Annotated in this window: 17 protein-coding genes; 7 read left to right on the top strand and 10 right to left on the bottom strand. The window is 47.3% G+C overall.

The window, feature by feature from the left end:
- Positions 1 to 27: 27 nt before the first annotated feature.
- The 3 genes from rsmD to ACRRSW_RS02120 are packed head-to-tail and all read left to right on the top strand — an operon-like array spanning position 28 to position 2210.
- Entirely contained in the window at positions 28 to 642 is a 615-nt protein-coding gene (rsmD, locus tag ACRRSW_RS02130; RefSeq protein ID WP_432460751.1) for a 16S rRNA (guanine(966)-N(2))-methyltransferase RsmD, read from the top strand.
- 12 nt (positions 643 to 654) lie between these two features.
- Positions 655 to 921: a DUF1145 domain-containing protein gene (locus ACRRSW_RS02125; protein ID WP_432454804.1), complete on the top strand. Its 267-nt coding sequence runs from the start codon at positions 655 to 657 to the stop codon at positions 919 to 921.
- Between the two features lie 56 nt (positions 922 to 977).
- Positions 978 to 2210 carry a BamA/TamA family outer membrane protein gene (locus ACRRSW_RS02120; RefSeq protein WP_432460750.1) on the top strand — a complete coding sequence of 411 codons (1233 nt, stop codon included), beginning with the start codon at positions 978 to 980 and terminating at the stop codon, positions 2208 to 2210.
- Between the two features lie 104 nt (positions 2211 to 2314).
- Here the strand turns inward: ACRRSW_RS02120 and ACRRSW_RS02115 are convergent, their stop codons facing one another.
- From ACRRSW_RS02115 to ACRRSW_RS02100, 4 genes are all read right to left on the bottom strand, one after another.
- On the bottom strand, positions 2315 to 2905 hold the full coding sequence (locus ACRRSW_RS02115; protein ID WP_432460749.1) for a YhgN family NAAT transporter: 591 nt from the start codon (positions 2903 to 2905) through the stop codon (positions 2315 to 2317).
- 323 nt (positions 2906 to 3228) lie between these two features.
- Positions 3229 to 3474, bottom strand: a complete 246-nt coding sequence (locus ACRRSW_RS02110) for a YecH family metal-binding protein (protein ID WP_432454807.1) — start codon at positions 3472 to 3474, stop codon at positions 3229 to 3231.
- Positions 3475 to 3543: 69 nt separating this feature from the next.
- A complete protein-coding gene (locus ACRRSW_RS02105; RefSeq protein WP_432454808.1) occupies positions 3544 to 4221 on the bottom strand; it encodes a flagellin in 678 nt (225 codons plus the stop codon).
- Positions 4222 to 4323: 102 nt separating this feature from the next.
- Positions 4324 to 4632 carry a putative signal transducing protein gene (locus ACRRSW_RS02100; protein ID WP_432454809.1) on the bottom strand — a complete coding sequence of 103 codons (309 nt, stop codon included), beginning with the start codon at positions 4630 to 4632 and terminating at the stop codon, positions 4324 to 4326.
- Positions 4633 to 5013: 381 nt separating this feature from the next.
- Between ACRRSW_RS02100 and ACRRSW_RS02095 the strand changes: the two genes are divergently transcribed.
- The gene (locus tag ACRRSW_RS02095; RefSeq protein ID WP_432460748.1) at positions 5014 to 6216 is read left to right on the top strand and encodes an ammonium transporter; all 1203 of its coding nucleotides are present in this window, start codon (positions 5014 to 5016) and stop codon (positions 6214 to 6216) included.
- Between the two features lie 49 nt (positions 6217 to 6265).
- On the opposite strand, the gene ACRRSW_RS02090 is transcribed toward ACRRSW_RS02095, so the two are convergent.
- Positions 6266 to 7771, bottom strand: coding sequence for a Ppx/GppA phosphatase family protein (locus ACRRSW_RS02090; RefSeq protein WP_432460747.1), 1506 nt, complete (start codon positions 7769 to 7771; stop codon positions 6266 to 6268).
- A 330-nt stretch (positions 7772 to 8101) separates the two neighbouring features.
- Here ACRRSW_RS02090 and ACRRSW_RS02085 point away from each other — a divergent pair, with 330 nt between their 5' ends.
- Positions 8102 to 9259 (top strand): GGDEF domain-containing protein, encoded by a 1158-nt coding sequence (locus ACRRSW_RS02085; protein WP_432454812.1) that lies wholly within the window; start codon positions 8102 to 8104, stop codon positions 9257 to 9259.
- A 124-nt stretch (positions 9260 to 9383) separates the two neighbouring features.
- Complete coding sequence (locus tag ACRRSW_RS02080; protein ID WP_432460746.1) at positions 9384 to 10598, top strand: M24 family metallopeptidase; 1215 nt, start codon at positions 9384 to 9386, stop codon at positions 10596 to 10598.
- A gap of 109 nt (positions 10599 to 10707) precedes the next feature.
- Here the strand turns inward: ACRRSW_RS02080 and ACRRSW_RS02075 are convergent, their stop codons facing one another.
- Entirely contained in the window at positions 10708 to 12351 is a 1644-nt protein-coding gene (locus ACRRSW_RS02075; RefSeq protein ID WP_432454814.1) for an HD domain-containing phosphohydrolase, read from the bottom strand.
- A gap of 151 nt (positions 12352 to 12502) precedes the next feature.
- Here ACRRSW_RS02075 and ACRRSW_RS02070 point away from each other — a divergent pair, with 151 nt between their 5' ends.
- A complete protein-coding gene (locus ACRRSW_RS02070) occupies positions 12503 to 13033 on the top strand; it encodes an NUDIX hydrolase (protein ID WP_432454815.1) in 531 nt (176 codons plus the stop codon).
- Here ACRRSW_RS02070 and ACRRSW_RS02065 read toward each other — a convergent pair.
- The 4 genes from ACRRSW_RS02065 to recC form a co-directional block, all read right to left on the bottom strand.
- Positions 13030 to 13227 (bottom strand): chlorhexidine efflux transporter, encoded by a 198-nt coding sequence (locus ACRRSW_RS02065; protein ID WP_432454816.1) that lies wholly within the window; start codon positions 13225 to 13227, stop codon positions 13030 to 13032. The two genes, ACRRSW_RS02070 and ACRRSW_RS02065, sit on opposite strands and share 4 nt — an antisense overlap.
- Positions 13228 to 13646: 419 nt before the next feature.
- Positions 13647 to 15722, bottom strand: coding sequence for an exodeoxyribonuclease V subunit alpha (gene recD / locus ACRRSW_RS02060; RefSeq protein WP_432460745.1), 2076 nt, complete (start codon positions 15720 to 15722; stop codon positions 13647 to 13649).
- Positions 15715 to 19455, bottom strand: a complete 3741-nt coding sequence (gene recB / locus ACRRSW_RS02055; RefSeq protein ID WP_432460744.1) for an exodeoxyribonuclease V subunit beta — start codon at positions 19453 to 19455, stop codon at positions 15715 to 15717. Before recB ends, recD begins: the two co-directional genes overlap by 8 nt.
- Positions 19448 to 22831 carry an exodeoxyribonuclease V subunit gamma gene (gene recC / locus ACRRSW_RS02050; RefSeq protein ID WP_432460743.1) on the bottom strand — a complete coding sequence of 1128 codons (3384 nt, stop codon included), beginning with the start codon at positions 22829 to 22831 and terminating at the stop codon, positions 19448 to 19450. The genes recB and recC overlap by 8 nt, the downstream gene beginning before the upstream one ends.
- Positions 22832 to 22935: the final 104 nt, after the last annotated feature.

The following is a 22935-nucleotide window of genomic DNA, read 5'->3' as shown; positions in this document are numbered from 1 at the left end:
ATCACAGTTTCTCAATGGTCTAAGTAAATGACACGGCTTTCCTCAAGAAAACATTCAAATCAAACGAAACCAGCTAGCAAGGGCTGCGGACAAGTACGCATCATTGCTGGCCAGTGGCGCGGTAGAAAACTAAAAGTTCTCAATAGCCAAGGCTTACGCCCTACCACTGATAGGGTCAAAGAAACCGTATTTAATTGGTTAAGCCCCTATTTGCCCAATAGCCATTGTTTAGACCTTTTTTCTGGCAGCGGTAGTCTCGGTTTTGAGGCTCTATCACGCTTCGCTGCTTTTACAAGCTTTGTAGAAAAAGACCCTCAAGCGGCTCATCAACTGAAAGTCAACTTGCAGCTATTAGATGTTTCTAGCCAGCAAGCAAAATTAATCAATCAAGATGCCTTGCAATGGTTAAAACAAACACCCGCAGAGGGCTACGATATTGTATTTATCGATCCCCCTTTTCGCTGTGACCTACTGGAAGTCAGCTGTCAACTACTCAATGAAAATGGCTGGTTAAACACCAATGCTTTAATGTATCTCGAGTATGAGAACGAAGCCGTAGAACCCAAGCTTCCCGCCAATTGGAACTGCATTAAAAGCAAACAAGCCGGTCAAGTTAATTTTCGTCTCTATCAACTCAGCTAAGAGCTTAAAACTATGTTTATTACCTTGGGTAAAACCTTAATGGCCTTGATGTGGTTAACCATTTTAATCGGCATCTTCATGTTCAGCGCGCCTTTTAATTGGCTATTACCAATCGTTGGTGCGCTACTATTGCTGCTGCACGCCCTGCAATTATTTGCCATACGCGATAGCTTGCAGCAAAGCGGCGCACTACAAAAAGGCGACAGTCTACAACTATTATTATTTGGGGTATTTGCGATGTGGCAAATTCATAAACGTACTTCGAGTAAAAGCGCTTGAACCATGGGAGACCCGCTTTACCCCTTTTCGGTTGGCTAAGCTTCCCCTGTCTCGCCATGAACGTCACTCTCATTGATGATGCCCAACATCAGCGCTCTGGCCCTTGGACACAAGTGATCCCCTATGGCTTTTATACTGAAAACCTAGAATGGGGAGTCGGGGTCGGAGTCGGCTCCGCTGGCCAAATCCAAGCAAATGCAAGCCTCATTGCAACGGCAATGGTGACCAGCAACGATAGTTGGATGGGATATCTATATAGCGGCGATTACCAATTACCCTTCGCTGACCGAGTGTTTTTTGATACCAGCATTTATCAAACAAACTACACCCGAGACCCACAATATATCGATGGAAACAGCGAGTTTAATGGCGAAACTGCTGGCAGTAACGACTCTAACAAAAGCAATCGCATCTATACACATACCCAAGGTCAAGAATACCGCGCTCGCTTTCGCTATTTGCTGCCAATCGGTGATGGCAAAAACTCTCCCATACACACCTTTAAGATCCGCCAAGGTCAAGTTTTATCAGGCTATGAAGCTGGTGCGAAACGGTGGGATCCACTCACCAGCGGCCGAACGATCATCCAACTAGAGCCCTATTACTGGCAGCAAGATGTTGGTGAATATAATCAATTGCAAGCATCCACCCGCTCTATGGGGTTAAAGTTCGAATTAGAATACGACAATCGCAACTATAACCAAAACCCCACCGCAGGTAGTCATCAACGGATTAGTATCACTCACGATTGGGGCAGCAGCGCTCAAACGTCATGGAGCATGTGGGAGTTTTCTGCCGCTAAATACATCAGCCTACCGAAGATGCCTTGGTTGCAAAACCATGTATTGGCCCTGAATGTTGCAACTGCGGATACCCCAAGCTGGAATAAAAGCTCCGATATCAAGGGCGAATCTCGCTTTCATCGACCGGCATGGTTTGCCGGCGCTACCCTTGGTGGGATGAACCGCTTAAAAGGTTATGAAACAGCACGTTATCATAGTCGCTCGATGCTTTACTACTCTGCAGAATATCGCTTTACCCCCCATTGGAATCCCCTGCCTAAAATCCCAGTGGTGAACTGGTTCAACGTTCCAGCTTGGTATTGGGTGGCGTTTGCGGAGCTGGGGCGAGTTGCCGATGAATATAGCTTAACCACCTTACACCAGGATATGAAATACAGTATTGGCGGTAGTCTTCGGATCATGCTAGAAGGAGTGGTATTGCGCGCCGATTTTGCCAGCAGTGGAGAGGATAAGGTGTTTCGTTTAGGGATCAACCATCCCTATTAGTTATAGGCCTTACTCCTAGACGAATATAGGCGATATAAAGCGATGGGCGGATTAACTCGCCGAAGGAGTAATACGCCCAAGATTTATGATTATTGGGAGCCCAATTATAGCGATTGCCAATAATCAGCAATACCATCAAGAAACATCTGAACGGACAACATGACCAATAACATCCCCATCAAACGCTCCATCGCTGTTAGACCTTTTTCACCTAATAAACGTAATAAAAACCCGCTAAACATGAAGATAATCACGCTCATTCCCCACGCCATCAGCAAAGCCAGAGACCAATCAAGCATCCTACTGCCATCTTGATTGGCCAGAAGCATCAACGACGCCAAAATTGAGGGGCCAGCAATCATCGGGATCGCCATCGGCACTAAAAATGGCTCTTCTCCCGCGGCAAGTCCCGCCACTCCGCCAGGTTGAGGAAAAATCATCTTTAGAGCGATCAAAAATAGGATAATTCCACCAGCAATACTCACCGCCTCTTGACGAAGGTTGAGAAAACCGAGGATCTGTTCTCCAGCAAATAAGAAAGCAAACATCACCGTCAATGCAAACATCAATTCACGCATCAACACAATGCGCCGACGCTTGGGATCAAGATGCTTAATCATACTAAGAAATACCGGAAGATTACCCAGAGGATCCATAATCAAAAACAGCATCACCGCTGCTGATAACATATCCATTCATCACTCTCTTATTAACGACAATATTGTCTACGCATAGAAAAAGAGCCAAAGCATAACACCCTGACTCTAATTGTTCTTTGGTTTGTTAGTTGCCTAAAAAACTATAGAAATACCGGATGAACGAATTTTTATACTTATCCGAATAACTAAAGAGCCCAAACGTTGCGTATATTACGGCGGAGCGAACAAGCTAGAAATCAAAGCGAGCAGTGATTCAATCAGCAACAACAATCAGCCAAGTTAAACTCGCAGAACTCAGCTAAAAAGCCATGTTGGTGAAATAACACGTTTTAATATAAGCCTTGATATTTCAAGCAGACTCAATGATGTGAACAGATCTTCGATTGGCTAGTGGTAAAACCTTGCTTAGATTCTACAAATTTACCCCTTTCTGCCAGCAACACGATTAATTGCTGAGCATTCATCCCTTGTTTGCTACAAGTGTGATAAACGCTGTTTTCACCAAATGTTTGATGCAATAGAACCTCTAGAGACTCCGAACTAAAGCTACCGCCCGTTTCTAACATTAATTGCATCACTTGATGCCCATGAATTGACTGACTCATTTTGACCCCCACAAAAAACGACGCTCACTGTAGCAGTGTCGCGTCGTCATATGTTTGAGGAAAAACAACTTATAGAAGTTTCTCTATATTCCTTGAAGATAACTGTTGCTGATACGACTGAATATTACTTTGCAATAGAGATTCATTTTGCGCTTGCTGAGATGTCGACTGCGCATAATTGGTATCGAGGATGCGAGAGCGTGCCGCGGTTTGCGCTTCAAGTGCCGCTTGCGTCGAACGATAAGAAGATTCAGCAGCATTACTTTGTGCTCCCAATTGGGCTTGACTAGCATCGGTGGTCTGTTGCGCAGCTTGCAAAGTAGCCTGAGCACTGGCTGGATCAGATAAATCAACACTATCAACGCCTAGCTCATTGGCATTAGGGATCGCCGCGGTATTGGCATCCACCTGAGCCTGTAACGCCGCAATATCATCAGCATTATAAATGCCATTACCACTTTGCACCGTTAAAGCCTGATTTTGCTGTAACAAATCGGTTGTCGACTGCAACTGCGCAGACGCAATATTATTTAAGCTAACCTTGTTTTGATAAATATTCGCGTACGCTTCTTGCTCATTAATACCGCTGGTTAAACGATTTGAAATCTGCAGACCTGCAGGATCGTCGGCGGCCGAGTTAATCCGCTTACCAGAGGCCAGCTTTTCATCTTGCTCTTCTTGACGCTTCTTAACCTGATCGAGATAAAAGCTCGATGGATTTGAACTGGATACTTGATTAATAGACATAGCATAACCTCAACAAACGACTTGTACGATAGCCATCCTAGCTGTATATATTTTAAGCTTATCACCGTTTAGTCAAAAATGCATTGCGAAATTATCTATATTTTATTGCTTGTCACACTGGCAAGACCAACAAAAATCGAAGCTACTGGGGTTACGCTCGCCACACTGGTCACAAGCCCAATCATATCCATTCTGTTGTTCATAATCGAAAACCGCCTGTTTTGCCCTATCCCAATTAGTTAGCGCCACTCGAATAGTCACCTGAAATACATCAACTGGCAGCTCTCCAGCTGCCGCCATCGCGAATTCCCCATCTAAGCGTGTATCAATTCCTTGCTTGATCAACATGCCTTGCAACAGCTTCGCTTCTAATAGATTTGCTGCAGAATAAAACACATGCCATTGCTCCATGCTATCTCCATTGCTCGCTTCAGTGGCTTAAAAATGGAGTTAACCATTTCATTGGATTGCATTTTTAAGTCTAGACCTAATTAAACCAGAACGACGAATAAGCACCTAAGCAAGCAAAAATCCAGTGAGCCGCTCGCAAGCATGGACTTGAAGCACCAAGTTAAACCAAGAATGCACCAAAAAAGGTCAACCCTATCAATATTTAATATAAATTATGCACCAAACAGGCGCTTAATCTTACGAAACATTTGTTATCAAGCAGTTAAATCGCTTTAATTGCATCAACTTAGTGCTAAATATTCGAAAAACCACACACTCAGGCCTAATTATTGCTTCTTTTTGGCGCAATTGAATATATTAAAAAGATTAGGAGTATTTTAAGTGGATAATATTAGTGCAGCCATCGACACTCTGTCGCAGAGCGCAAACACTTTATTCATTTTGTTAGGCGCCATCATGGTGCTCGCCATGCATGCAGGATTTGCCTTTTTAGAAGTCGGTACCGTTCGTCATAAAAATCAGGTCAATGCCTTAGTGAAAATCATCACCGATTTTGCATTTTCTGGCGTAGCCTACTTTATTGTGGGTTACTACATTGCCTATGGTAACCACTTCTTTAATAGCGCAGAAATGCTCGTGCAAGGAAACGGTTATGAATTAGTCAAATTCTTCTTCTTACTCACCTTTGCCGCAGCCATTCCGGCAATTGTCTCCGGTGGGATCGCCGAACGTGGTAAATTTTATCCTTTCCTCATTTCTTCTTCGTTAATTGTTGGCTTTGTCTACCCCTTCTTCGAAGGCATTATTTGGAATGGCAACTTTGGTTTTCAAGGCTGGTTAGAAGCACAATTTGGCGCCGCCTTCCATGATTTTGCTGGCTCGGTCGTGGTACATGCGATGGGCGGCTGGATAGCTCTGGTCGCAATTAAGATCCTCGGCGCACGTAAGGGCCGAAAACCAGGTGTCGCCTTTGCGCCTTCCAACATTCCTTTTTTAGCACTTGGCGCTTGGGTGCTCACCGTCGGTTGGTTTGGCTTTAACGTAATGTCTGCCCAAACCATGGATGGCATTAGCGGCTTAGTGGCGGTAAATACACTGATGGCGATGGTAGGCGGTACAATCGTCGCTTTATTACTTGGCAAAAATGACCCTGGCTTCGTGCACAACGGTCCTTTGGCTGGTTTGGTTGCCGTTTGTGCAGGCTCTGATTTAATGCATCCGGTTGGCGCATTAATAACAGGTGGTATTGCAGGGGCACTGTTTGTTTGGGTATTCACTTGGCTGCAACAACATTCTCGCTTAGATGACGTTCTCGGTGTATGGCCATTACATGGTTTATGTGGTGTTTGGGGAGGCGTTGCCGCAGGGATCTTTGGTAGTAAAGCACTGGGCGGATTAGGCGGTATCTCCTTGAGTAGTCAAATCATTGGTAGCCTAACGGGGATCGTTGTGGCTCTGGTGGGTGGGTTCATCGTTTATAGTTTAGTTGACAAAATTGCCGGATTACGACTGTCGGAGGAAGACGAGTACCACGGTGCCGACTTGGCCATACACAAGATTAGCGCGACCAATAAAGACCGCTAAACACAACTCAGATTAACCGCCTCACTCGATGCGGAGGCGGTTAATAAAGCTACAACTCAATCACATCCAACTTATAGTTGATCACGCTTAAGTATTGCTGTTCATTTTCTAAATCGGCTCGGGTCAGGGGGTTATTCTGTAACCACTGCTGTTCGATAAGCAAACTCATTTGTTGTTCAGCAGCCCTAAACTGAATATCTGGTAAGCTCTGAGCACGCTTACCACGACTAAAGATAACGGATAAACGCAAGATCAAGCACGCTTTAAGCAGATCGCTGTTACGTAGCGGAAACTGTTTCACTGGGAAACTACGTCTATGGGCTAAGACTAAGGCCGCCAACTGCTGCTGCTCTATTCGGGAAAAACCAGCTAAATCAACATGCTCAACAATATATGCGCCATGTTTATGGTAGTCGCTATGAGCAACATCAAGTCCAACTAAAAATAGCATTGATGCCCACTTCAATAGCTTAGCTGTTTCAATTTCATCAAGCGCCCACATTTCTGCAACCTGATTCAGCAATAACTGACTGGTCTCATCAACACGGCTGCTGTAGGTCATATCTACATGATAACGTTCGGCCAAACGTTGCACACTCGTCGGACGAATATCAGTGTGCTCTAAACGCCCTTTGAGTTCATATAAGAGACCTTCACGTAAAGCCCACTCGGCGGCGTGCATTCTAGAGATATGAAGCGCTTGAAATAGCGCTTGCAATACAATCACCCCGCCTAAAAATACCGGCTGACGCTCTTCCGATAAACCTTTAAACGCCAAGTCTGATTGACCCGCTTCCAAGTAACACTCAAGAATGGCCTCTAAGCCGCTGAGGGTAATATCTCCATCACAGAATTTATTCTCTGCACAAACCTTGGCCACAGCCTTAATCGAACCAGAAGCACCTAAACACTCATTCCAGGTATGATCTAAATAGTCATCGGCCACTGCAAGTAGCTCCTGAGAGCAATAAACACTGGCTTTAAGCAGGCGATTTTTGGTCACTCGGCCACTCTTAAAAAAGCGTTTGGTAATTGACACACAACCCATATCTAAGCTGTCTTTGAGCTTCAATTCCATGCCCTCACCGACGGTCACTTCGGTACTTCCTCCACCAATATCAATAACCATTCGAGGGCCATTCGTCGGGGCTTTATAATGCGCGACTCCCAAATAAATGAGGCGAGCCTCTTCTTCTCCCGAAATCACTTCGACCGGATGACCTAGACGCTGTTCGGCAGCTTGTAGAAAAACATCGGCGTCAATGATACTACGCAAAGTTTTGGTGCCAACAACCCGTACACTACCCGGTTTAAACTCTCGTAAACGCTCACCAAAACGTTCTAAACAGGCCAATGCGCGACTCCAAGCGGCTGCATCAAGGCTACCATCATCTTGCAAACCCCAGCCTAAACGAACCATTTCTTTAACCTTATCGCGAACCTTTAATTCACCATCTTGCCAATCAGCAATGATTAAGTGAAAACTATTACTGCCTAAATCAAGTGCCGCGAGTTGTTCAGTTTTGGGACTAAGTAAACGTGATAAGTTAAACATGAATTACCCTAGACAGAATTTCACCGTCAAGTCAAAGAGCCTTAATTTACTTTAATATAAGCACTTTTAACATAGCTTCAAGCGGATTAGTCACCGATATCAAAAAGGAGATACCTCTACTGCTGGCAATCGAGCTGAATTTGTAAATTTAATGCCACAGTCCTCGCTTAAAAGTCACTCATGTTCCAAGCTATAGACATTGAGTGAAAGGTGGGGTTTGTTTTAGGATAACGAACATAAACATCAACATTTAATGAATTAATACAAAATAGCGATCTATATCAAACACATTATTAATGTTTTCAAATAACAAAAAGCTACACTGAATAGATGATTGTAGATGTTTTAACGTTTTTCATATTAACCACCCTCGTCACCGTGGTATCGGCCACTGTACTGACACTTATCCGCTATTTTCACGGAAAACAAGCGGCTCTCGACTGTTGGATCATAGCCTCCTATGCTCAAGTCTTAAGTTTGGCGATACATATTGCTGTCAGCGCCCCCTCTGCGCTCAGCTTATTGTTTCAAAACGCCTTATTTGCTGGAGCCTTCCTATTTGTAACCGCTGGTCATCACTTTTATTTACGCCTTCCGTTAAAAGTAGGCCGACTCGCTACAACATTGGTGCTTTACTGCTCAATTATTTGGTACTTTTCTTCAATTGAACCATCACTACAAAACCGTGCCATTGTTTTTTCAAGCAGCGCCGCCTTGTGTTGTTTCTATAATGCTTACTTATACCTGAACCACTGGCGGCAAAAACCCAGCAATGCTCTTTGGATAGTGATCGTGTTATATCTATTTTTTGGGAGCTGCTTTGCCATACGGGGGTGGATTACATTACAGGCTGAAGCCTACAATCAGCACCTACTACTAGGGGTTCCTGGATTACTATCACTGGCGCTATTTGTTGGAAATGCCCTACAAACCTATGTATTTTACTTTTTATTGCACTGGCGCCAAGTTGTCCAACTAGAGCAATTCGCCAACTATGATATTACTGGCGCAATGCGCCGTAGTTACTTCATTCAACAACTCACAAAACTCACCCAACGCGCCGAATTTTCCGGTGATCAAGTCTGCGTCATTTTTATCGATTTAGACCGGTTTAAATCCATAAATGATGACTATGGACATGACTACGGCGACCAAGCTTTGATGCACTTTTCCCAAATAGCAAGTCGTAACCTAAGGGCTGGAGATTTGTTTGGTCGCTTCGGTGGCGAAGAATTTATCATCGCACTCAATCACACCACTAGCGAACAAGCTTATGCTCTCGCCAATCGGATCCGCTGCCAGCTTCATCAACAAGCCCTCGCAAGCAATAAAGGGAAAATATTCATGAGTGCTAGCTTCGGGATTGCCACAAGCAAATCCAGCAGCGAGCTTAGCGATTTAATCAACCACGCAGACCAAGCGATGTATCACGCAAAAAATCAGGGGGGAAATCGAGTCAATCTATATGACAATCTAGAAGTCGTTTAGCGCGCATCGCATAATCATCTGATTTTTAATTAAATTCTACTTTACCTCCTTACTCTCTGCTCTTAATCTTTAGCCTTAATTGGATAGTCACACTATCCCAATCAATCATGTTTTAGGAGTCTCCATGACCATCGGTATCGGCGGCAGTCATGCCAGCGAACAACTCGCCTTACTTCATTCCATGTGTGGTGATATGCCAAGTATTCCAAAAAGTGAATACCTGCAGCGTCAAGCAAAAGCCTGTGAATTAATGAAACAACAAGCGATCAGTGCCTTATATCTCAATGCGGGTACCAACCTATATTATTTTACGGGTTTAAAATGGAGTGCCAGCGAGCGTATGGTTGGCGCACTACTATGCGCAAACGGAGAATTACACTATATTGCTCCTCATTTTGAACAAAACTCCTTGAAAGATTTTTGGCTCATCGAAGCGCCCTTGCATAGCTGGCATGAACACCAAAGTCCCTATCAATTGTTTGCTAAACTTGTCCAACAGCAGCAATTAAACGGTGCGATTGGCATTGACCCAAGTGCCCCATTTTTTCTGGTAGATGGCTTAACTAAAGCCAATAACAACATTCACTTTGTGAATGGCGACACGATTACCCAAGCTTGCCGATCTCAGAAATCAGCAAATGAGATAGTCCTAATGCAACGCGCCAAAGACATGACCATGGCAGTGCAAAAAGCGGCGGCTAAAATCCTGCGTCCAGGGATCTGCAGCAGTGAGGTGATGGATTTCATCAATCAAGCACATCAAAGGGTCGGAGCCAGCGGCTCTTCCTTCTGCATTGTGCTATTTGGTATCGCCAGCTCCTATCCCCATGGAGTGAAACAGCCGCAAATTTTACAAGATAATGATTGGGTACTCATCGATACTGGCTGCTTATTAGAAGGCTACAACTCTGACATCACCCGCAGCTATGCATTTGGTGAAGCTAGCCAACAACAACAGCAAGCTTGGTTAAGCGAGCAAAAAGCCCAATTAGCCGCCTTCAACGCGGCTAAAATCGGTGCGCCCTGCGCCGCGGTTGATGCGGCCGCACGACGCTCACTCGAAGCCGATGGCTATGGGCCAAACTATGCGCTTCCCGGCCTGCCACATCGCACAGGTCATGGCTGCGGTTTAGACATTCACGAAAGCCCCTATTTAGTGGCTGGCGATAATACTCCCCTCGCCGAGGGCATGGTGTTTAGTAATGAACCGATGCTGGTCATTCCTGAGCAGTTTGGGGTGAGGCTGGAAGATCACTTTTACATGAGCGCCAATGGGCCTGTTTGGTTTACCCAACCTAGCCCAAGCCTAAACGACCCATTTGGCTACCAAATTAAATAAACTGAACGCCAAATCGTCCACTGCAGAGCTCGATGGTCCCAAATTGGCTATTGAGTATACCATTAAATGCGCTTGTCTAAACCAAGCTAAAACGCGGTATTGAGCCCGTTCATGTAGACAAGTGCGGCTCCCCCTTGGCGTAAAGCGCATCTTGGGTAGAGCTACGGCTGCAACGAAATTCCGTTTCTAAAGTATTAAATAATTGAACCAAACTAGGATCAAAAGCTTTACCACTCAGCTGATTAATGATCGCCTGTGATTTTTCAAAACTATAAGCAGGTTTATAAGGGCGCGCCGACATCAACGCATCAAAACAATCCACTAAACTCACAATACGTGCTTCGATAGGGATATCTTCCCCTACAATTTGCAGTGGATAACCGGTACCGTCCCAGCGTTCATGATGGCAATGCACTATATTTTCCGCCACTGGGCTTAATCTAAAATCACATAATAATTGGTAGCCGTTCACCACATGCTGTTGCATGATCTCCCACTCAAGCGGATCCAATTTACCAGGCTTACCTAAAATGGCATCGGGGATCGATATCTTGCCAATATCATGCAAAGAAGCGAACAGATGAATATCTTCTACTAAAGGTTTCGCCAAGCCCAGCCTTTCGGCCATCAATCGCGAATAATCAGCGACCCGTTGCACATGGCTGCCAGTCACCGGATCGTCACTTTCATGGAGGCGTTCAAGCATTTCAGTAACACCTTGCAATACCTTATGCATCTTCGCCCGTTGGATCCGTTCATCAATTTGCTTTTGAAATCGCCAATAAACATAAACCCCACAACTCACCAGCGCTAACGACAACCACAGTGTCAGCCACCATTGATAACTGCGAATCAGCACCTTCATCGGGCTCAATCGTTGAGTAAATTGAGGCAGATAACTCGGTTTATAAGCCATGATCAAATTCGTACCACTCATCAGCGGCTCAGAGCCAAGCCCTAAAGGAGCCACTGCGGCTAGCGAATCACTAAAATAGCTCAAGCCTTGCTGCGATTGAACCAAATCGGAATCATTAAACAGCTGCTGACAAGATAGCTCGGCACAATACAGTGCTTTAGCTAATGGGTGGACAAGAAATTGATGGTTTTGAGCGACCACAAACAGAGACACCCCGCGAGGCAGTATACGGCTTAACTGCTGATATACAGTTTTCATGTCGTAATTAAACATCAGTGCTCCAAGCAGTGGGTAAGAGTCGGCACTTACCTGCTTGGCGATCCGCAATACTGGACGATAAGGAAGTTCAAGCACCCCGTAATCGACATTTAGATCCACAGCCGAAAGATAGGTTCGATTCACCGGTAATTGCAGCAACTCGCGCACATAATAACGCTTCGACTTATCCTGTAACTCCAACTCACTGAGGCGTACCGCCTGACCACCGCGATTAATAATTTTAAATACTTCTTTACCCTGAGGATCCAACAAGCGGGCCTGAACGATACTGGCTTTAGAATTCATTAACTTCATCAGCAATTCTTGCAACAACGAATAATCTGCATCATTCAAGGCTCGCTGCACCACATCCAAACTCGCAAAATATTCAAGCTCTCGACGATTTTCGGCTTCATAATACTCAAGGGTGGCGGCCATCACACTGGCCTGTTTGCTGATATCACTAGACAGCTGCATCACCGTTTGCTTATGTTGATTCAGCAAAAAAAGACTACTTAAGCTCATCACTGCGGCGACACATAAGGTACTAATAGCTAGGTAGAGTGTTAAACGCGACATAATTTGTCCTCCTTAGCTCAATAAAACTATGGGGCAGACTCAGCAATAACGCTAATTAACAATTAAATTTATATACAAAAGTATCACTCTTATTAAATACAAACGCTTCGTAATAGCGTTAAATAAAAAAACCTAATACAAGGAAGAAAACATGGATAAGCAAATTTTAGCCCAATGGCATTGTTTCGAATTGGCCAGTCAAACCCAGCGACTGCCCGATCAACGAGAACGTAACATCACCACCTTACATCACCCCGGCGCGGTGGTTATTCTGGCGCTAGATTCGCAAGGACAGATCATCATGGAACGCCAGTATCGTAGTGCAATTCAGCAGTGGTTAATTGAATTACCCGCTGGCACTCTGGAAAAACATGAACAAGGCCCACAAGGGATCCTCGCCTGCGCTCAGCGCGAATTACAGGAAGAAACCAATTTACAGGCCGCCGAATGGCAGGCTTTGGGTAAGCTCTACCCAGTACCCGGCTTCTGCGATGAAATCCAATACCTGTTTGTGGCCAAACAACTGAGTGCCCAGGCAGGCCAATGTGATGAAGATGAATTTATCGAAATTTTTAGCATGAGCTGCGCCGAGTTTGAACAAGCCATCGTCGATGGCACCATTAACGATGCCAAAAGCATTGCCTGCTACACGCGAGCCAAGCTCAGCGGTTTATTAATTTAAGGAAGCGCAGCCTTTTTGTTCCGCTTGTTTTGACTGGCCAGAGGAAACAACTTGTCGTAAGCCAAATTATAGAAATAGGCAAAAAACAAATCGTAAACAACCATTGCTGCGTCCATCAGCAAAGCGCTGAGTAAACTCACGCCCAGCCACCAGGCGATTATCGGAAGGCTAACCGAATTCAAAGCCTGAAACATATACGACACGTTGCTACTGGGTTTTATCGCTATGGCCCGGCCTCGCGAGTAAGTAGCGGTCAACTCATTTTAAGTGCAGGCCATTGACGGCTTAGGGCGGTCGCAACCTTCACAAACATCTCAACAAAAACAGTTAAAGTAAAAAGCAGTCCACTTCACCGACGCCCCTATCAATATCAAGAGATTGAGAGATTGAGGTTTTGAGGTTTTGAGTAAGGGACCATCGCTAAATAATTGAAAGTGCTACAGGAATTAGCGACTAAATTACCTATATTTCATCCTAAGCCCGAATAAGTACCAATCATTGCAATCTGAGTCAGGCTTCGCTGACAAAATTAAGCGCCTGAACTTTTTTAAGGTTCAAGCGAAGCCCGAATGAGCAACGCTGCTCATTCATTATCTAGCAAAGCTTCAAAAACTCATGATGACTCAGCCGTCAGACGCTCGACTAAACCAGAGCGGCGTTGGGTTTTATTGCGACAAGCGGCGCGAATGCTGTCGGGTTCGGCATACAAACTGAATTCACTTTTGGCGCGGGTAATCGCGGTATACAACAGTTCTCTATTCACCAGCGCTTGTTTAGCAGGCGGCAGTAACATCACCACTTGGTCAAATTCACTGCCTTGGCTCTTGTGCACCGTCATCGCGTAAACACTCTGGTGGGCAGGCAAGCGGCTAGGTAATAACCAACGCAAACCATTGGCCGACTCAAATGCCACCATCAGCTGGCCTGAATCATCGGCGGCACAAATACCGATATCCCCGTTATACAGTTGCTGCTCGTGATCGTTTTGCTCAATCATCACCGGACGGCCCACATACCAGACGCTGTCGGAGCTTGCCGGTAGCGCGATCAAACCCTGTCTCTGCAACAAGCTTTCCAGCCGCTGATTCAGCCCGCTGACTCCGAGTTCACCCTTGCGTAAAGCCACCAATAGCTGGAAGCGATGAAACAGAGTAAATACCTGCTGCATCGCCTCGCCCTGTTGCAGCGCGCTCAAATACGGCTGATAACCCTGCACCACTCGCCCCAGCAAATCCTGATAAGTCGCTTGATTGAGTGCTTGATAGGGTAAATCGGGGCGCTGTGACATTAACAGTTCCAGCGCCTGAGCGGCACGGCCCTGATTGACTGCGCCAGCTAATAAGCCAATCCCCGAGCGGGCATCAAAGCGGTAGCTTTTGCGCAACAAACAGAGCTTATCGGCAATCGCTAACGGACTAGAAGCTTGCTGTTGCGCTAAATTAAAACCACTACAGGCTTGCAAAAATGCCACTAACTTTGCGCTATAACCGTGGCTGATAAAGGCGCATAAATCGCCAAGTACTGCACCGGCTTCTACCGAGGCGAGCTGATCCTTATCACCCAGTAAGATCAGCCGCGCCTGTTTTGGCATCGCCGCCAATAACTTCACCATCAATGGCAGATCGATCATCGAGGCTTCGTCCACCACCAGCATGTCTAAAGCCAAAGGATTATTGGCATGATGACGAAACTCGGCCCTGCCCGGGATCACCCCTAACAAACGATGAATGGTCGATGCTTGCTCCGGAATGGTGGCAATGGTTTGCTCACTGGCATTCAACTGATGCTTCGCGCCAATAATCGATTCACTTAAGCGTGCTGCCGCTTTACCGGTTGGCGCCACCAGCTGAATACTCAGGGGCGGCTTACCAGCGCTCAGCTGTAAGTCTTGCAGTAATGCCAGCAGCCGTGTCACGGTGGTGGTTTTGCCGGTACCCGGCCCTCCACTGATCACTAATCGAGTCTGATAACAGGCCTGTAGCGCAGCCAGCTGCTGCCAGTTGATTTGACTGCTGGCAGCAATGCCATTGACGAACTCATGTAAATCTTGCGCTTCAGTGATAGCTGCCAGCCGATTAAGCCAGCCGCGATTACTCAGTAAAACCGGGTCATTCACATCTAAAAACTGCTCAGCGTACACCGCCATTTGCTCGGCCGGATAACTCGATTTTGCTTGAAGCAACATCGCCCAGTCACTGCCAAACAAGGCTTGGATCCGAGTGCTAATGTCCACAGGGGAAAAGGCGCAAGCCGCCCCGATGTCGGAAAAATACTCGGCAACCTGCTGTTCGTAATGCCAGTAACGATGCAAATACAAACGCTGATACTGTAAGACCAGAGGTTTAGCTTGCTGCTGAGGGTCATTGGCTTTCGCGGCACTGTCGGCTTGTTGCACTGCCTCCGACTGGCTCAACAAGGCCAGCCAAAAACGACTCTCTTGATGGTGCTCTATCGGACAAGCCCCCAGCAACTCACAGCGCCTGGCCAAACTCGCCATATCAACACAAACGTGGCCCGCACTGAGTTCGTTGCTAACAATGGCCGCCGCAATCATTAAGGGCTCTCGATGCTCGCTGTGGGCAAAGGATTGAGCAAAGTGAAAATCTAGGGCGCTGATGGCCCCCGTTTGTTTCAGTTGTTGTAACCATGCGCTTGCCGGCGATGATTGGATTGCCGCTAAATCACTCATCAGCCAGGCCCTCGGCAGGTTCTGAAAGGGGCAACTCGGTGGGCAGAGTCTGCCCGGCAAAGAGCTGGTCGAGATAATGAATAAAACGCGCCTCCGGTCGGCTAAAATAAACCCCGTTGCGGCTTGCAGTTACAGCCTGTAACGGCTCAGCCATAGGGTCAGAGACTTGCTCGCCACTCATGCCACGTAAAAACAAGTAATACACCCCACCAAAATGTTGCTGATAGTCGTAGTCAGGTAAACGCTGGCCCAACCAGCGATGCAAAGCCAAGCTGTAAAGTTGATATTGAAAATCATAACGGTGCTCGACCATCGCCTCCATCATTGCCGTTTGACTATAATCTTCCACCTTGTCGCCTAAATAATTCGACTTATAATCCAGCACGTAGTAGCGGCCATCGTGCTGATACACCAAATCGATAAAACCTTTTAACATGCCCTGCACCGTAGCAAAATCCAACCCACTGGCTCCGCGGCTCAAAGGATCAAAATGGCGGATCAAACGATTGACTTGGCTGGCCTGAAGATTGGCAATCGGCAGCAAAAACTCCATTTCCACCAAACGCTGTTCCAAAGCAAGTTGATTCAGCCGATAGGGGCTGAGCCTGCCGCCATCATCCAGAGGGGTAGCGCACACCTGTATAAACATCTGCGCCAAGGGCGCTAACCATTTCAGTTCGCCTTGCGAGTTTAACTCGTTGTAGCTGGAGGCTTGCAGTAAGGCCGGCAAACGCTGGCGAATTTGTACGATGTTGGCCTGAAAATCCAGTTCTTCAAACAGCAAGTGCAAGAAAGTACCCGCCTCGGCGCCGCGCGGGAAGTCAAAAATGCTGAGCTGTTGCTCGGCCTGATTATCCACCTCGACCATACTCAGTTCTTCGCCAACGTCTAACCACGCCATATCGCTACTGGCATCAAAACCGGCATGATGCCCTTGCTGACGGCTTAAGGCGGAATAACTGGTGAGCCACCAATTACGGTTAATTTGGCTGGTGAATGCTCGTGCGGCATAACTGGGCTGCGCATCGCTGAGTCCTTGGTAGGGCGTGAGTGTTTGCTCACTGACCATTTGCCAGCCAATATCTGGATGCTGGCCGAGCTCATCCAAAATGGCGACTAAGGCGCCCGCTGGCAGCGGCTGATTTTTTTGCAGTAAATAACCCAAGGCACTTTGGTGTACATCGCTATCGCCCTTCTGAGCATTGCCTTTTTTCAGATCGGCCACACCTAAATAACAGCAATATACGGCGCGCGTAACCGCCACATACAACAAGCGTAAGTCTTCGGCTAAGCGCTCCTGACAAGCCGCTTCCATGGCCGGTTCACTCGCATCTAAGTCGTAAATAAAGCGCTCCCCTTGGTGATACAAGGCTTCACTGGCTTCGCGAAAGCCGAGAATAAATGGCAACATCACAATCGGATATTCCAAACCCTTACTCTTATGAATGGTAACAATCTGTACCAAGTTGGCATCACTCTCTAAGCGCAGCTGTTGCTCATCGGCATTGCCATCGGGCTCAAGCACTTGCTCGGCAAACCAGCGCATTAAGGCAGCATCACCATCGAGCTCAGCACTTTGATTTTGCAGTAATTCAGCTAAATGCATTAGATTAGTGAGTAAGCGCTCACCATAATTGTCATTCTGGCTTACCCAACGTTCACTAATGCCTCGCTGGCTCATCCACGCATAAAACATTGCCAGTACGCCACGCTGTTGCCACAGCTGCTGATAATCTGAAAACTCTTGGGAATAACGCTGCCAACAGCGCTCATCAGTATTTAAATCATCCAGTTCTTGCAAACTCAAACCGAGCATTTTACAGGCTAAGGCGGCGCGCAACTTACGGTCGTTATGAGGCTCCTGACAGGCTAAGAGCTGCAAATAAAACTGGTAGGCCTCGGGGCTTTCAAACACGCTATCGCGATTGGATAAACTCACGCTGGCAATATTTTGTTTGGCTAAAGCGGCGGCCACTTTGTCACCTTCGCGGCGAGTTCTCACCAACACGGCGATATCACCCGCGGAAACGGTTTTGCCGCTATCACCTAAGGTGGCCGCGCCAGTTTGGCCAGCTTCCAGCAAAGCTTGGATCTGTTGAGCGCAGACCAATGCTTGGCCATTAATATAATCTTCACTACGCACAAAGGCCGGGTTTTGCTGATACAAGAACTGCATCGCGGCCTGGCTTTCACCGTTGATCTGCAAGCCACTCAACTGCTTTTTGGCGGCATCAACCGCCATAAACTGGATCGCATCATCATAAATAAAAGGCCGCTGATGCCATTCAAACAGTTGATTACAGGCATTCACCATGGCCCCCGTAGAGCGCCAATTGGTGGGCAAGTTGTAACGCGCGACCACATTGTTGCGCGCCTGCATGTAGGTGAAAATATCGGCACCACGAAAACCATAAATCGCCTGCTTGGGGTCACCAATTAGCATTAAGGCGCAGTCGGCTCGGTCCATGTATAGCTTGCTGAAGATTTGATATTGCTGGGGATCGGTATCCTGAAACTCATCAATCATCGCCACCGGATATAACTCGGCAATCTGCCTGGCCAGCACCTCGCCCTGCGGCGCATTCAGTGCAGTGGCTAAGCCTGCCAGCAAATCATCAAAACTCAGCAGCTGTTGCTGCTGTTTTAGCTCGCTAAAGCGCTGGCGAATTTGCGGTAATAACTGGGCCAACAACAAGCTTTTGATGCTCTGCTCCTGGCTAAATAAACGCTCGATAGCCACAAAGGCCGGATGCTCCGGCGGCTGCCCCTTCGCTTTCACTCCATTGGCTAAATTCTCGGGTGTGAATTTTTGCAAAGCCTCACGCAGAGGCTTGCCAAGAAAGTCGCTGTCGGTTGGCGCATCGACAAATTGATTAATCAAGTTTAACCATTTTTCCAGCGAGGCTTTGCGAAACTTATTCCCATTCAGTGGCGCACTGGCAAGCAACTCGGCAATATCCTGAGCCGCTGGTTTCCACAACTGTTTAAAGGCCTCGATACGGGCAATTTGCTGGGCAAAAAAGGCGGTCAAGTCTTGTTCATCTGGCACCCCTTGCAACTCAAAGTGACTTTGATTGAGCAAGCTGCCAATTTCCTGATGCAGCTGCTGTGGGCTGGCCCAACATTGAACAATTCGGCTAATCAGTGGCACCGGTAGCGGGTAAAATCGCAACCGCCAGCAATCTTGCACCGCCTGCAAACGCAAATGAATTTCGTTAGTTAAAAACTCCATTTCAAAGGGCAAGCCGCTCTCAAAGGCGTGTTGTTTCAGCATTCGCTGGCAAAAACCATGAATGGTGAATACCGCCGCCTGATCCATATTTTGCTCAGCCAACAACAGACGTTGCGCCGCAAGAGAGTGATCGCTCACCTCATCTAATAATTGCGTGATAAAGAAGTCGCTACTTTCCCCTCGTAAAAAAGCGAGGCGAGCCTCATGAATTTTTTCACGAATTCGCCCACGTAATTCTTGAGTGGCCGCTTCGGTAAAGGTCACCACCAAAATTTGTTCTATATTCAGTGGGGTCAACTGGCCGTGCTGACTAAACCCCTGTGCAACATCTCGTGCATGCCCTAGCAACAAACGTAGCACTAAAGCGCCAATGGTATAAGTTTTACCGGTGCCGGCACTGGCCTCGATCAGCCGCGCACCATTCAGCGGAAAGCTAAAGGCATCTAAATTCTGGCTAGCTAAAGGTGACTCAGTGTGAGCTTGGGTATTTGAATCAGACATTAGCAAACGCCTCCAGATGTGCCATTAAGGGTTCGAGTAAACGCCGAGTATTGGCTTCGAACTGTGGCCAGATATCTTCTAAGTCACTAAGCTGGGCCTGAATATACGGATCATCGCCTTCGGCTTGAGCAAAAGCCCCTCCCGTAAACTGAGTGCGCGCGGCGCGGCGGGCTTTCTCTAGATTGACGTCACTGAATTCGATGCTGCCGGTTTTTTTATCTTTGCATTGGCTGATCCACTGCCAGGCGCTTTCTATCGGTAATAACAGCGGTTGCTGCAAGCCAGCATGCAAACAAGTCAACCAGTCACCCAAACATTGCACAGCCAGCCCGGCCTCTATCGGAGCAAATTGCCAGCCATTTTTGCGACCCATGATATAGCTGCTGATGGCTTGCTCGGGTTGCGCCGCATGAAACACCAGATGCCATAACCAGGCTGCCACTAAATCTTTTCCGCGAATACTTCCGGGCCGATAAGTCACCAGGCCTTGCCCGTAGCGATGTTTCAGCCAGGCCGATAAGCGGGTTTGCAAAATACTATCTTCAGCGACGTAGTCGATATCGATGAACAGCTGCTGAGGCTCTAAGACACCGCCCGCTAATAAGGGAAACAGCGTGTCGGCCAAGGGCTGCATCTCTTGCCATTGTTGCTCAAATGAGACCTCTGCAAAACCGCCGTGGGGTAGCGCGCCTGCGGCATGTAAATAGTCAAACTGTTGCTGTTTATCGGCATTCTCCAATTGTTGCTCGAGTAGGTGTAACTTCATGCTGTAAGCGGATAAGCCTTCCACCACAAAGGGTTCGGTTTCTTCTAACTGTTCCGATATTCGTGGAAAACTTACTTTTAAACGCCGCTGATAAAAATAAGCAATTGGCGAGCGACTAAAAGCCAGTAGCTCATCCATTTCCAGATCGGCTCCCCCCCCCTCCGAAATCAACGGCGCGGCTTCCACGGAGGATATTTTAACCTGCTGCTGTGCCGCCACCGCCGGTAGCCAGCGCTGCGCATAACTAAAAATTTTAGGTGAATCTTCACCGGGCGAACCGCTCGCGAAGGCAGCTTGATAATACTCCGCTGAAAAAGGCTGCAAAGGATGTTTGCAACGCAGCTGTGCCAACAGTTTCTCGCCTGACTGATCCACATTCAGCTTTTCATCTCCCACCAGCGCACAACTTTGGCTAAGGTAGTCACACAGCTCTGCCACCAGTACCGAGGGCGTTTGTTCGCTATTATCTTTGGCGCTATGTGCGATATAAGAGATATATAAACGCTGCTGCGCCGCTAACAGCGCTTCCAGGAATAAATAACGGTCATCGTCTCGGCGGCTCCGGTCGCCACGCTTTGGCGGATTATCCGCCATTAAGTCAAACCCCAAACTCGGTACACTGCGTGGGTACTCGCTGTCGTTCATCCCCAGCAAACACACGACTTTAAAGGGAATGGCGCGCATTGGCAGCAGCGTGCAAAAATTGATTTGACCCGCCAGAAAACGCTGACTGCCTCGCTGTGAATTGAGTTGATTACGGCAATAATCAAGGATCAGCTCTGGGCTGATATCGTCTTTATAATCACTTGCCGTGCATTGCTCCGCCAGCGTTTCAAACAGCTTCAATAAACGCAGCTGCTCAGCTTCATCATCACTATCAAAACGATAGATATGTTGCAGCAAAACTTGCAAGCGCACTCGCCACTGCTCGGCCGGAACTGCGGCTAATAGTTGCTGTTCCAGTTGCATCAGCTGATCAATAAAATCGGCCAACTTGCCCACGGCTAAGGCACGCTGCCCCTGCACCTCATCATAAGCCAATATGCCCTGATACAAACCCACCTCGCTGGGCATGGCATAACCGAGTAACATCCGTTTTAGACCAAATAACCAAGAATGGGTTTCATCTTCCGGGGCTTGCCAGCGACTGCGATCACTGCCATCTAAACCCCAACGCACTCCGGCTTCTTTGACCCATTGACGCAAGGGTTTTAACTCATCCTGAGTCAGCTCAAAACGGCGCATAATCGCCGGCACTTCTAATAGCGCTAACAGCTCGGCGGCCGATTTACGCTTTTGCGGTAGGGCCAGCAGCTCTAAAAAGCTTAATAACACCGGATTTTCTTGGGTGGCACTGCGATCAGAAATGGCGAAAGGCAAACGGGTTTCGGCGCTGGCGCTGCCAAATACCGCCTGAATCATCGGCCCATAACGGTTTACATCTGGCACCATCACAATCACATCTCGCGGGCTTAACTCGGGATCTTGCTCAAACATCGCCAGCAACTGATCATGTAAGACTTCGAGCTCACGACGTGGGCTATGACAAAGATGTAGCTGAATACTATGATCACCGGGCTGAATCAGCCGTTTATGTTGACTGCTGTCAACTTGCTGATAATCAATCGGATCGTGCAACTTGAGGATATCGTCTTGCAACAAAGACAATAAACGAGGGCTTGCTTGCTCAGCGACATTACTGGCAAAAATGTCGGTTTCTTGTTTATTGAGTGGGTGCAGCAACTCGATGTAGTCACGCCCCAGTTTGCCCATTGACGCCAGTAAGGGATTCCCCACTCGCTCAATCTCTGCTTGTTGCTTCAGCAGCGTCATCACATCACGCACATCGCCCCAATAGTGCTCCGAAGGGTTAGTTAAAAATAGGTGGATATTGGTGTGTCGCGCCAGAGCATCTAGGGCCTCGATATAGGCGGGTGGCAGCGCCGAGATACCAAAAATAAACACCTGCTCGGGCAGGCCTTCAGGTGCTGCACTACTGAAACGCAGCTGCTCAACAAAATCGATATACATATTGCCACGGTGATAGGGGGCGTCCATCGAGCCTACGGTGTCGTCCACCAAATCACGCCATAAAATCGGTTGCCAGGGTTGACTTTGGCTCACCTCGCTTAAATCATCGCCATCTTCCCAAGCACTGATCCACTCGCTACGATAGACCAAGTATTGGTCATAAATATCGGCCACCTTTTGCGCCAATTGCCATAACTTACGGCCTTCAATGGCGGCACTTTCATCGTCACCGAGTAAATAATGGCGCAGCGGCGTAAATTCAGCTTCACGAAGTCGTTGTGGCAGTAAACGCATTAAGCGCCAACTCATGGCTTCTTTGTTAAAAGGGCTTTGTTCGGGCACATCTTGCAGTACCAAATGGAACATTTGCCAAATAAAGCTCGCAGGTAGCGGAAAAGCCACGTTTGCCACAATGCCTTGCTGCTCAGCCAGTTGCAATTTCAACCACTGTGCCATGCCCGGGCTTTGCACCAATATTTGTTGCTGAGTAAATGGGTTAGCGGGAGCCTGTAAGGCCATCACTTTGCTTAGCAGTATTTGCAGTGTGTCTAAATGATTACTTTGATATAGATATAACAAGAAGGCGACTCCCTTGAGCTAGGCAGCCTGTATTGTGCCAGAAAAATACTACGAGAGAAGAATGGCTTTGGCAATTGTTAGCTAAACCCGCTCGGTCTCTCTTG

It is taken from the genome of Agarivorans sp. QJM3NY_25, from assembly GCF_050870875.2.
Lineage (GTDB): Bacteria > Pseudomonadota > Gammaproteobacteria > Enterobacterales > Celerinatantimonadaceae > Agarivorans.
This window is presented reverse-complemented; position numbering and strand designations above follow the sequence as displayed.